9 protein-coding genes are annotated in these 13395 nt (G+C 37.4%); 2 read left to right on the plus strand and 7 right to left on the minus strand.

What is annotated here, in order from left to right; translation table 11 throughout:
* Positions 1-8: 8 nt before the first annotated feature.
* A complete protein-coding gene (gene uvrB, locus IGK21_RS07750) occupies positions 9-2003 on the minus strand; it encodes an excinuclease ABC subunit UvrB (protein WP_034698271.1) in 1995 nt (664 codons plus the stop codon).
* A 387-nt stretch (positions 2004-2390) separates the two neighbouring features.
* Here uvrB and IGK21_RS07755 point away from each other — a divergent pair, with 387 nt between their 5' ends.
* Together IGK21_RS07755 and IGK21_RS07760 are read left to right on the plus strand one after the other, a co-directional pair.
* Entirely contained in the window at positions 2391-3887 is a 1497-nt protein-coding gene (locus IGK21_RS07755) for an amino acid ABC transporter substrate-binding protein/permease (RefSeq protein WP_010737741.1), read from the plus strand.
* 1 nt (position 3888) lies between these two features.
* Positions 3889-4626 carry an amino acid ABC transporter ATP-binding protein gene (locus IGK21_RS07760; RefSeq protein ID WP_010718943.1) on the plus strand — a complete coding sequence of 246 codons (738 nt, stop codon included), beginning with the start codon at positions 3889-3891 and terminating at the stop codon, positions 4624-4626.
* 269 nt (positions 4627-4895) lie between these two features.
* Here the strand turns inward: IGK21_RS07760 and dnaJ are convergent, their stop codons facing one another.
* From dnaJ to IGK21_RS07790, 6 genes are all read right to left on the minus strand, one after another.
* On the minus strand, positions 4896-6062 hold the full coding sequence (gene dnaJ / locus IGK21_RS07765) for a molecular chaperone DnaJ (protein ID WP_010718942.1): 1167 nt from the start codon (positions 6060-6062) through the stop codon (positions 4896-4898).
* Positions 6063-6723: 661 nt separating this feature from the next.
* A complete protein-coding gene (gene dnaK / locus IGK21_RS07770; protein WP_181915049.1) occupies positions 6724-8553 on the minus strand; it encodes a molecular chaperone DnaK in 1830 nt (609 codons plus the stop codon).
* A gap of 41 nt (positions 8554-8594) precedes the next feature.
* Positions 8595-9158, minus strand: coding sequence for a nucleotide exchange factor GrpE (grpE, locus tag IGK21_RS07775; RefSeq protein WP_010718940.1), 564 nt, complete (start codon positions 9156-9158; stop codon positions 8595-8597).
* A 45-nt stretch (positions 9159-9203) separates the two neighbouring features.
* Positions 9204-10247, minus strand: a complete 1044-nt coding sequence (hrcA, locus tag IGK21_RS07780; protein ID WP_010718939.1) for a heat-inducible transcriptional repressor HrcA — start codon at positions 10245-10247, stop codon at positions 9204-9206.
* 246 nt (positions 10248-10493) lie between these two features.
* Positions 10494-11660, minus strand: coding sequence for a radical SAM family heme chaperone HemW (gene hemW, locus IGK21_RS07785; protein WP_034698273.1), 1167 nt, complete (start codon positions 11658-11660; stop codon positions 10494-10496).
* A 604-nt stretch (positions 11661-12264) separates the two neighbouring features.
* Positions 12265-13371 (minus strand): hypothetical protein, encoded by a 1107-nt coding sequence (locus tag IGK21_RS07790; RefSeq protein ID WP_147281801.1) that lies wholly within the window; start codon positions 13369-13371, stop codon positions 12265-12267.
* Positions 13372-13395 lie beyond the last annotated feature (24 nt).

Below are 13395 nucleotides of genomic sequence, written 5' to 3' on the forward strand. Positions count from 1 at the left end.
TAATCCCCCTACTCTGACGCCTTTAGTTCAAGAATCATATCCCGTACATTTGCGGCTGTCTCGAAATCTAATGCTTTAGCAGCATCTTTCATTTCTTTTTCTAATTTCATTAATAATGTAGCTTTTTCTTCTCTTGTCATTTCTTCATAGGATACTTGAACCGTTTCTTTTGCATCATCTTCGGATTCTTTCGTGATGGAAATCAAATCACGGATCTCTTTGATGATCGTTTTCGGCACGATACCATGCTCTTGATTATATTGTTCTTGGATACTACGTCGTCTAGCAGTTTCATCGATAGCCTTGCGCATAGAATCAGTCACTTTGTCAGCATACATAATCACTTTTCCTTCTGCATTCCGTGCTGCACGTCCAATCGTCTGTACTAAAGAACGTTCGCTCCGTAAAAAGCCTTCTTTATCTGCATCCAAAATCGCTACTAGCGAAACTTCCGGTACATCAAGTCCTTCACGTAACAAGTTGATTCCTACAAGTACATCGAATTCACCTAAACGAAGATCACGAATGATTTCGGTACGTTCTAATGTTTTGATATCACTATGCAGATATTTGACTTTGATTCCTAATTCTTTAAAATAATCAGTCAAATCTTCAGACATTTTCTTTGTCAATGTAGTTACAAACACGCGCTGATCTTTTTCAACTCGTTCATTGATTTCTCCTACCAGATCATCAATTTGCCCCATGATCGGCCGCACTTCGATGATTGGATCTAGTAGCCCAGTTGGTCGGATGATCTGTTGAATCACTGTATCCGTTTGTTCATACTCATATGGACCAGGCGTAGCAGATACATAAACGATTTGATTCACGTGCTTTTCAAACTCTTCTAAACGTAACGGACGATTGTCTAATGCCGATGGTAAACGAAAACCATAATCGACTAACATCTGTTTTCTTGCGCGGTCACCATTGTACATTCCCCGAATTTGCGGCATTGTCACATGCGATTCATCAATAATCATTAATGAATCTTCGGGAAAGAAATCAAGTAATGTGTATGGTGGCTCACCTTCTTTTCGACCATCCATGTGTCGCGAATAATTTTCGATTCCAGATGTATAACCCATCTCTAACATCATTTCAATATCATAGTTCGTTCGTTGTTCTAGCCGTTGAGCCTCTAACAATTTATTCTCATTTCGCAAAACAGTCAAACGTTGTTCCAGTTCTGCTTTGATGTTTGCAACCGCATGTTCCATGTGTTCATCATTTGTAACAAAGTGAGTCGCTGGAAATATCGCCACATGCTCAGTTTCTCCCAAGACCTCACCAGTCAACGCATTGACTTCACGAATCCTTTCGACCTCATCCCCAAAAAATTCAACACGCAACGCACGTTCATCCCGACTGGCTGGGAAAATCTCCACAACGTCCCCACGTACTCGAAAACGACCACGTTGAAAATCAATATCGTTGCGCTCAAATTGGATACTAACTAAATCACGAATCAATTGATTACGATCAAGCTCAGCTCCTTGTCTAATTGAAACGACTTGTTTTTGATACTCAAAAGGTGAACCCAAACCAAAGATGCAAGAAACAGAAGCAATCACGATCACGTCATTTCGTTCTAATAACGAACTGGTTGCCGAATGTCGTAATTTATCAATTTCATCATTGACACTAGAATCCTTTTCAATGTAAGTATCACTTGAAGGGACATAAGCTTCAGGTTGATAATAATCGTAATAAGATACAAAATATTCAACTGCATTATTGGGGAAAAATTCTTTGAACTCCCCATATAATTGTCCAGCTAATGTTTTATTGTGGGCAATAATCAATGTTGGCTTATTCACTTTTTCAATCAAATTCGAAACGGTGTACGTCTTCCCTGTACCAGTTGCCCCTAAAAGTATCTGAGCTTTCTTTCCACCAACTACCCCATCAACTAACTGTGTAATGGCTTCGGGTTGATCTCCTGCTGGTTGATATTTTGACACCAACTCAAAGTGTCGGGAGGTATCTCTTTCTATCATATTTCATCCTCCTTTTCATTCTTTCCTCTTCATTTTACGACCACAAAAAAGAAAAGGAAAGCAAAGGCATTCCTTGTTGATTTATTATACCACACCGAACATACTTTCGCTACTTTTGAGTTTTTTCTTTTCTACTATATTATATAAATTCATACATGTATTATGTAGTAAATTAGGCAGCAAAATTATATATCAATAATGTCCCTTAAGTAATTATTTATCTTACGTCAGATTCCTCTCTACATTTATTATGTTACATTTTATAACATAGATTGTTACAAAATGACATTTTTTTTATTTTTTTCAGCAACTCAGCTTGTATCTATTATTAGTTTTCGCATATAATAGGAAAATATGAAAAGTTATTGAAATTTTAGGAGGTTAATTATGAAAAAAAAGCATTTGCTTCATACGATTATTTTCATAATGACAGGACTTGTCACATTTGCGCTTAGCAATCCTGTACAAGCTGACGATAAAACTACTGCTGACTCAAGTACGAGCGAGACGATGCAAAAAATAGAACCTAAGAAAGAGACGTATGTCATTGCCAGCGATTCAGCTTTTGCACCTTTCGAGTTTCAAAACGCTGAAGGCAAATACGAGGGAATTGATGTTGGATTAATGGAGGCAATCTCCAAACTGCAAGGATTTAACCTACGTATGGATTATCGTGGTTTCTCTGCTGCGCTACAAGCGTTAGAATCTGGTCAAGCAGATGGAATGATCGCAGGAATGACTGTGACCGATGAACGAAAAAAAAGCTATGATTTCTCAGATCCTTATTTTGAAAGCGGGATTCAAATCGCTGTCAAAAAAGGAGACAATTCAATCAAGTCCTATGAAGACCTAAAAGGAAAAACAGTAGGTGCCAAAGTTGGAACTGAAAGTGCTGATTTTTTAAATGCCCACGAAGACCAGTACGGCTATACCATCAAGTACTTCGATTCTGCAGATCAGTTATATGACGGATTGAGAGTTGGCGCAATTGACGCCATGATGGACGACTACCCTGTTATCGGCTATGCAATTAAAAACAATCAACAATTAGAAACACCGATTGCTAAAGAATCTGGTGGTAAATACGCTTTTGCTGTGAAAAAAGGCCAAAATCCTGAACTATTACAAATGTTCAACGAAGGTCTAAAAGAATTAAAACGAACTGGCGAATACGATAAAATCATCAACAAATATATCTCAACAGATAATACGCCTACTAAAGCCAGCAAAGATGAATCTACACTAACTGGTCTATTACAAAACAACTACAAAGTTTTACTAAAAGGTTTATGGCAAACGATCTTATTAACTTTAATTTCATTCGCCTTGGCATTAGTTGTTGGTGTTATCTTTGGTTTATTCAGCGTAGCGCCAATCAGAGCCCTACGAACAATTGCAAGTATTTATGTCGATGTCATCCGCGGTATTCCAATGATGGTTCTTGCATTCTTCATCTTCTTTGGATTACCAGGTATCGTCGGATTTACTATTCCCGACTTCATTGCCGGGATTATCACACTAACTTTGAACGCCAGCGCTTATATCGCAGAAATCGTTCGTGGTGGGATCAAAGCTGTGCCAGTTGGTCAAATGGAAGCTTCTCGCAGTTTAGGACTTTCATATAATCGAACCATGCAAAAAATCATCTTACCACAAGCAATCAAGATCATGTTGCCATCTTTCGTGAACCAATTCGTTATTTCATTGAAAGATACAACAATCATCTCAGCGATCGGTGTGGTAGAGTTACTGCAAACTGGTAAAATTATCGTTGCACGTACGACACAAAGTACGTACGTCTATCTAATTATTGCTATCATGTATTTGATCCTCATTACTATTCTGACAAAATTAGCAAAAGTTTTAGAAAAGAAGGTGAAATAAGATGGCTGAAAAAATTCTAGTTGAACATCTTGTAAAAAAATACGGTGAAAATACCGTTTTAAATGATATCAATGTTTCAATCAACGAAGGTGACGTTGTTTGTATCATCGGTCCTTCCGGTTCAGGAAAAAGTACCTTCCTACGTTGCTTAAACCGTTTAGAAGAGCCTTCAGACGGCGAAATCATCATTGACGGGGCCCACTTAATGGACAAAAACACCGATATCAATTTGGTAAGACAACACATTGGAATGGTATTCCAACATTTTAATCTATTCCCACATCTTTCAGTGCTAGAAAACATTACATTAGCACCTATGGATTTGAAAAAAGAATCAAAAGAAGCCGCTGAAAAGAAAGCAATCAAATTGCTACAAACCGTCGGCCTTGAAGATAAAAAAGACATGTATCCAGAAATGCTTTCTGGTGGACAAAAACAACGGGTCGCTATCGCTCGTGCTCTAGCGATGAATCCTGATATCATGCTCTTCGACGAACCAACTTCTGCACTAGACCCAGAAATGGTCGGAGATGTCTTGAACGTCATGAAAAAATTAGCTAAGCAAGGGATGACGATGGTTATCGTTACACACGAAATGGGCTTTGCTAAAGAAGTTGCCAATCGTGTCATGTTTATTGATGGAGGGAATTTCCTAGAAGATGGCACACCACAACAAATCTTTGAAAATCCACAAAATGAACGAACAAAAGATTTCCTAGATAAAGTACTAGATATTTAACCTTAAGATGATGAAATTGTTAAAGACCGTTGCAAAAGGATGCCTATCCCTTGCAACGGTCTTTATTTTAAAGGCATTTATAAAATTGACAAAAAACACTTGATTCCTTTTTGTCCTCTTCTTTCGTCCCTGCTTTAATTATTTGTTTGCCACTTTCTCCTGTCTAAATAAAAAAAAGCAAATCAATAAGAGGGCGGGCGATTCTCCAGCAATTAGATGTTGGTCTAACTGCCAGAGATGCTAGCTGAATTTATTGATTTGCTTTTCTTTTATTTTCTTTTCTTACCGCCAAAGGCATCTTTCACTTTATCAAAGAAGCCATCTTCTTGTTGTTCTTCTACTTTGATGCCGCCAGCTTCAGCAAAAGCACGCAATGCTTCACGTTGCTGTTCATTTAAGTTCTTCGGCGTGATCAACTTCACTTTCACATGTTGATCCCCAGTAGCTCCTCCACGAAGTTTAGGCGCTCCTTTGCCACGTAAACGGAAATTCGTTCCTGTTTGCGTACCTGCCGGAATTTTAAGTTTGACATCTCCATGAACGGTTGGCACTTTTACTTCATCACCTAAAGCAGCTTGTACAAAACTCAATGGCAATTCGTAATAGATCTCTGAACCATCACGATCGAAAATATCACTTTCTTCCACACGGAATACAACATATAGATCACCAAATGGTCCGCCGTTTTCTCCAGCTTCACCTTGACCTGCCAGACGCATTTGTTGTCCTTCTTCTACACCTGCTGGTACATTCACCTTAACAGAATGTGCTTTCTTTTCGTGACCAGAACCATGACAAGTTGGACAAGGATCTTTGATTTCTTTACCAGTACCATGACAAACGTCACAAGTTTGACGACTCATCACACGGCCAAGTGGCGTTTGACGTTCCACATTGATTGTCCCTGATCCATGACACTTATGACAAGTTGTTGGTTGTGTTCCAGGTTTCGCACCATTTCCATGGCAAGTATGACAAATTTCTTCTCGATTATACTTGATTTCTTTTTCTACGCCAAAAATCGCTTCTTCAAAAGAAAGATCGATCGTATACTGTAAATCCGCACCCTGTCTTGGCGCATTAGGGTCTACCGTACGACCGCCACCGCCAAAGAATGAATCAAAGATATCTTCGAAGCCGCCAAAACCGCCACCCGAAAAGCCGCCAAAACCACCAAAGCCGCCACCGGCTCCACCAGCGCCATAGTTTGGATCGGTACCTGCGTGTCCATATTGATCATAAGCTGCCCGTTTTTGCGGGTCACTTAAAATTTCATAAGCTTCTGATACTTCTTTGAATTTTTCTTCTGCATCAGCTTCTTTATTGATATCTGGATGATATTTTTTTGATAGCTTTCGATAAGCTTTTTTAATTTCATCTTCAGAAGCTCCTTTCGAGAGCCCTAAGACTTCATAATAATCACGTTTTGTTGCCATAGGCTTTCCTCCTATTGGTTCTCATCATTTCCACGTCGCTTGTTATCATATCATACTTTTACGAAAACAAAAACTGCTACTTTCAAGTATTTAAAAAAGGAAGCTAGTTTAAGGCTCATACCTAAGTCAAGTTTTCCAAATTGAAGAAAGAATGTTCCTCAAATCTTATCTTATGACCAGATCGAACTACCTCAAAGCAACAGCTATTGTCCAAGAAATTCTCCCATTGTTCTTATGACTTCTGTTATTCAACAGGCATAATCATGCACATCAAATCTCCAGACGATAAGTCACTATTTTGCGCTTCATTCTTGAAAGTGAACGCCTACTAACCTTTTAGACCACTCTAAATGTAGCACTATCGGAAAATAATCCGAAGAATCTCGAAAATATGAGAATCTATTTTCGCATTCTTCGGATTATTTCTTAGAGCTGATCTCTTTTGCTAAACCTTCTTTCAAGCATTGGCACTAAAAACGAACGGCAAAGTAAATTGTTGTATAAACTTCGGTTCACTCGTCTTTTAGATCCTGCTTAATATTGTTTAACAACGTATTCAAAAGGTTGTATTGTATGATAACAGTCCCAGCTAGAGAAAGGGAAAACCTTCTCTACTGAAACTTGTCATTTCTACTAAACAGCTAACGATTACTTAATGAGATTATTTTTTGTCGTCTCCGTCGACTTCTTCAAAGTCAGCGTCTACTACATCATCTGCACCTGTTTGTGCTGCTTCTGGATTTTCTTGTGCTTGTTGCGCAGCTTGTTCATACAATTTAACTGTCAAGTTTTGCACGATTTCATTCAATGCATCACGTTTTGTTTTCATTTCTTCGATATTGTTTGCTTCAACAGCAGCTTTCAATTCATCGCGAGCTTCTTCCGCTTTTTTCACTTCTTCTGCGTCAACTTTACCTTCTAATTCTTTTAGTGTTTTGTCAACTGAGAATAGTAAAGCATCAATATCGTTACGTAAATCCACTTCTTCTTTACGTGCTTTATCTGCTTCTGCATTCGCTTCTGCATCTTTTACCATGCGTTCGATTTCATCATCAGTTAGACCTGAAGAAGATTTAATCGTGATTTTTTGTTCTTTTTGTGTACCTAGGTCTTTAGCAGAAACATTCACGATCCCATTTTTATCAATGTCAAAAGTAACTTCGATTTGTGGCACACCACGTGGTGCTGCAGGAATATCTGTTAATTGGAATCTTCCTAACGTTTTGTTGTCAGCAGCCATCGGACGTTCACCTTGCAAGACATGGATATCTACAGCAGGTTGATTATCTGCAGCCGTTGAGAACACTTGTGATTTACTTGTAGGGATCGTTGTGTTTCGATCAATTAATTTAGTAAAGACGCCACCCATTGTTTCAATACCTAATGATAACGGAGTAACATCAAGTAACACAACGTCTTTGACATCACCTGTGATAACCCCACCTTGGATAGCAGCACCCATCGCTACTACTTCATCTGGGTTTACAGATTTGTTTGGTTCTTTTCCAGTTTCTTTTCTTACTGCTTCAACAACTGCAGGAATACGTGTTGAACCACCAACTAAGATAACTTCATCAATTTCAGATTGTGATAAACCAGCATCTTTCAAGGCTTGTCGTACTGGAATTTTTGTACGCTCTACTAAATCAGCGGTTAATTCATCAAATTTCGCACGAGTCAATGTCATTTCTAAGTGAAGAGGGCCTGCTTCGCCAGCTGTGATGAACGGTAAGCTGATTTGTGTGCTTGATACTCCAGATAAATCTTTTTTCGCTTTTTCTGCAGCATCTTTCAAACGTTGCAATGCCATTTTATCTTGTGATAAATCAATGCCGTTTTCTTTTTTGAACTCAGCTACCATGTGATCAATGATTTTGTTATCGAAGTCATCCCCACCTAGATGGTTATCTCCAGCTGTTGATAGTACGTCAAATACGCCATCACCTAATTCAAGGATAGATACGTCGAACGTACCACCACCAAGGTCAAATACTAGGATTTTTTCATCACGATCTGTTTTATCCAAGCCATAAGCAAGCGCTGCAGCAGTTGGTTCATTTACAATACGTTCAACTTCTAAGCCAGCAATTTTACCAGCATCTTTTGTTGCTTGACGTTGTGCATCATTGAAGTAAGCAGGCACAGTAATAACTGCTTTTTCAACTTTTTCACCTAGATAGTCTTCAGCGAATCCTTTGATATATTGAAGGATCATTGCAGAGATTTCTTGTGGTGTATATGATTTTCCTTCTACTTCTACTTTATAGCCTGGTTCACCGATATGGCGTTTGATCGATGAAATCGTATTTGGATTCGTTACTGCTTGACGTTTAGCAACTTCACCCACTTGAATTTCCCCATTTTTAAATGAGACAACAGAAGGAGTTGTACGGTTACCTTCTGGATTTGCAATAATTTTTGCTTCGTTTCCTTCTAAAACAGCTACTGCTGAATTGGTTGTACCTAAGTCAATACCGATAATTTTACTCATAATTAACGTCTCCTTATCTTAGTTAATTTTATATCATGACATTATTGCGCAACAATAACCATTGTTGGTCTTAATACGCGGTCATGTAATTTGTAACCTTCTTGTAGTACTTCGACGATTGTGTCAGCTGGAAGTTCTTCAGTCGCTGGCACGGTTTGTACAGCTTGATGGAGGTTCGGATCAAAAGCCTCTCCTTTTGCTGGGATTTTTTCGATTCCTTCTTCTTTAAGTGCTTGTTTCAAGCTTTCTAGTACCATTTCGACACCTTTTTTCAAACTTGCACCTTGATCATCAGCCACATCTGTAGCCAAAGCACGCTCTAAGTTATCAATTGAAGGTAATAATTTTTTAGCAAGATCTTGTGAACGATATTTTTGTAATTGTTCACGCTCATTTTTACTTCGATTTGCAATATTTGCAATCTCAGCTCGAGCACGTAAATATTTATCTTCCAACTCTTCCATTTCAGCCTTTAAATTTAAACGCTCAAATTCTTCAGCTTCTACGTCAGAGACACCTGAGTCTTCCGTCGCTTCCGTATCGATTTCCGTATCTTCTTGAATATCCGCTACGTCTTTTTCTAACTCTTCTTTTTTTTCTTTCACAAGACACACTCCTTTTCGTTAATCAGTCAGTGATTCGTTTTCATGCTAAGATCCAGTCAAATCAATTGATCGATAATAATCAGCAAGCTTGTTCGCTAATTCTTGACGATAGACATCTACCAGACCCAACATTTTTGAATAAGGCATACTGGTTGGTCCCAACAAGGCTATTGTACCTCGACCGTGTCCAGCAATCTCGTAACTTGCTTGGATCATGCTCATATTTTGTAAAAGCTCATTTCCTAATTCAGATCCAATTTTGATGTGGATGTTACTATCCGTTGGGACGATCATTTGGGTTAATTCATAAGTATCTGTCATAAACGAAAACATCGATTTGAATTGCTCCAGATCTTGGTGGAGTTCATAATCTAGTAGATTCATTTGTCCACTTACATAAATTTTGTCTTCAAACGCATGTCCGAGTATCGTATCAAAAAGATTTGATATTCCTTCAGTTGTCTGAAAATATCTATGCAAAATCATTGGAATCTCTGTCCGCAATTTATGATAGACAGTCATCAATGGATCTCCCACCAATCGTTCATTGACAATGCGAACAATTTTTTCTAAATCTTGGCTTCCTAGATTTTCAGGAAGTGTAAAAACTTGGCTTTCTACATTTCCTTTATCAGTTACTACAATCGCAATCACTTGACGACTATTTAAAGGAACGATACGAAAACCAGTCAAACGGCGGTCTTTAATTTCTGGGCCTAACGAGAAGGTTGTGTAACTAGTCAGCTCGGATAAAATCTCAGCAGATTGTTGAATAATCTCGTTAATTTCATGAAATTCTTTGCTTAAAGACAGCCGAATCTGCTGCAGATCATCATTGGTTACACGAGCAGGTTTTAGCAAATGATCCACATAATGCCGATAACCTAATGCTGAAGGAATCCTTCCTGATGAAGAATGAGTTTTAAGTAACAACCCAGCATCTTCTAAGGCTTTCATGTCATTACGGATCGTTGCTGAGCTTGCCTTGACTCCATCTTCCATTAAGGTTTTGGAGCCGACGGGTATACCGCTACTCGTATAGTTTTGGATGATCAGACGTAAAATCTCACTTTGTCTTTGTGTTAACATCTTCTTCACCTCTCATTAGCACTCATATCTTCTAAGTGCTAACCCACTTACTAATATAGCAAGAAGCGCATAGTGTGTCAAGAAAAAGAACACCCCTTTTAGCACTCTCATTTAACGAGTGCTAAAAGGGGTGTTCTCTGATAAATACATTGATAGATCAACACGAAAGATAAATAGGTTTCTTAATACCTTCCATTATTTAATCGATCTATAAAGAAATTTAAAGGTTTTATTGACCTCTCACAACTATTTTTCAAGCAAGAAACGTTCAAATACTTCATTTCCTAGAAAAGTTCCTTTTGGCGTTAAATAAATTCGATCGGATTCATTGACCAATAATCCTTCTTTTTCTAAATCTGTCAAAACTTTTGAATAAAGCGATTCGATTGTTTGCTGATATCGTTCGTAAAAATGTTGTTTGGAAATTCCTATCTTTTTCCTTAACCCAAGAAACATTTCTTCCTCGATTTGATTTTCTCTTAAAAGTACTTCAGTTTCCAAAACAGGGAGTTCTCCTGCTCTTAATGGACGTAAATAATGTTGAATCGGTCCCTTATTACGGTATCGTTTATTCCCAAGATATCCACTTGCACCTGCGCCAAAGCCGAAATAATGATCATTGTTCCAATACATCAAATTGTGTTTTGATTCATGCCCCTTCAATCCAAAATTACTGATCTCATATTGATGACGTCCCTTTTTTTCCATCGCTTGTATGGTTTCTTCAAACATTCGCGTTTCGGTTTCTTGATCAGGCAGTTCTAAACGCCCTTGCCGCACCCAATTCATAAACATCGTTTTATTTTCTAAAATCAATGAATACAATGAATAATGGGGCAAATCAAGTGCAAGTGCTTGATTCAATGTCTCTCGATAGCCCTCTAACGTTTGTCCAGGTAACGCATAAATCAGATCAATACTCACATTCGTAAAGTTTTCTTCTTCTAAAAAACGCATTGTTTGGTAAACATCCTCTGCGGTATGTTTCCGCCCAATTTTTTTCAGCAACCGATTATCAAAAGTTTGCACCCCCATTGATAAACGATTCACTCCATAATTTTTCATGACCTGAAGCTTTTCTTTCGTTAGATCTCCAGGATTCGCTTCAACCGTAAATTCTTTTCCTTCTTTAAAAGGCAATATTTCCCTAGCGCCTGCTAACAAACGATCCAATTGCACTGCAGTCAAAGACGTAGGTGTCCCACCACCAACATACAGTGTTTCTAATTCTTTTACAGGATGTTGTTCAAGTGTGATTTCCATTTCTTTTAGAAGCATCTCGACATATTCATCTACGGGTTGACCTTCTAAAAATACTTTATTAAAGTCACAGTAATAACAGATATGCTCACAAAAAGGGATATGGATATACGCAGAAACCTTTTGTTCTGCGGGATTGGTTGTTTCATTCATTAAACTAAATTCTCCTTACGTCGAAAAGTCGTACCTGTTTTCGACCTTCTTTAAACGGTGTTCAAGCGATTGCTTCTACGGAATTAAGTTCAAAAAATTCAAAAATATGGAAAGCTATTTTCGATTTTTCGCTCTTAATTCTTGAAGCATACCATCGCTTTCACAACCTCTCATATACGCATACTAACCGTATTTTCCAAACAAATCCACTAAAAAATCCAAGAATCGATTTCTTGGACTCGTTTTTCTTTGGTTGTATTGGTTACTTGGTTATAAATTTCTAAAGTTGTTTTCATGTTGGAATGACCCACTCGCTCCATGATCGCTTTGATCGGAACGCCTGCTTCTGCCAATAAAGAGATATGAGTGTAATGGTAAAGACAGTAATGTTTATACAGTGACTAATCAAAAAAGACCAGGCACATGGTAATTCAACAAGTATCTCCTCAATTGCTGAACTTCTTAGCTATTTCATTCTGTCTTTTATGTTGTATGTACGTTTTAAATCTAATTCTTTTAATCATTCTTTTCTTTAGGTTTATCCATTTGAAAAACTCTGCATCACTTGATACAACCTCTGGGGGTTTACACACTTTTTTATAGACTACCTTTCAAAAGTTGACTCTCGTTTAGTTCTTGAAAATTCTTTGTTAGTTTTTATAGCAGTATTTGTTAGTTTTTCTGAAAGAGTAGGTTTCATTGACTGGCCTCTTTTATTTCTTCTGTTATTAGATTGTTCAAAGTTATTAATGAGTTTATTGTATTCATCAGTATACTTTGTTGCTAACGAGGGGCTTAATTTTCCTTTTTTTACAAGCAACTCTATACAATTTTTCTCATTAATTATTGCATATTGAATATTCGTTTTTTCACACTTTAATGTTGGAAGGATGATATTCTCAAAAATATTAAGATTTTTTTCTGTCTGCTGAATATCACTAGGAGACATTTTCTTATTCGAGCGTAACTGTAAATGGAACTCATTAATTTGTTCACGTAAATATTTTATATTTTTAGTTGCCATGTTGAAATTGTTTGAAAGATCTTCAAATCTTATTGCTATAGATTCTTCTTGTGGAGAAAGAGTAGGTAGCGCTGTTGTAGGTTTATTCGTTATTTCAGGCATACTTATCGTTGTTTTATAAGTGCTACCCAAATGGGTTCCTTTTGATTTTGTAGACTCTTGTGAAAAAATAGTAGGACTTTCTGTTTCAAGAGAATGCACTGCAGGGGTTCTCAGGTAGTTTATCTCATTTTTTAGGAATCTTGTTAGCTTTCTACAATTCGCTAAAAAACTATTGGCCTCCCTTTTTTTGTTTTTTAGATTGTCTAAGTCCATTATGTAACGAAACTCATATTCTTCTACTTCTGTTCTATTCTCTATTCCATCATTTTTTAAATATTTTTCAAGCGATTCCATCTTCTGTTCTGTCTTATTCACAAAAGTTTTTAAATCATTCCTCACAAGACGTAATTCTTTGCATAATTCTTCAGACTGCTCACGGTATGATTTTAATTGATTAATTTCTGCAGGTTTTTCAGTAATATATCCGTTTAAGAGTTTGATAAATTCTGACTCTTTTTCCACTAGTTGATAAATTGCTCCGTCATGAGCTTTTTGATCCTCGAGATGCTTTGAAAATTCTACATCAATTTCTTTTGATTGTTTAGATTTTTGAGCTGAATAGGGGTTTGGATCATCGACTTGCATTTCGTCTAATAGTCTTGAGGTTTG

The sequence above is a fragment of the Enterococcus sp. DIV1421a genome (genome assembly GCF_051711025.1).
Taxonomy (GTDB): Bacteria; Bacillota; Bacilli; order Lactobacillales; family Enterococcaceae; genus Enterococcus_B; species Enterococcus_B hirae.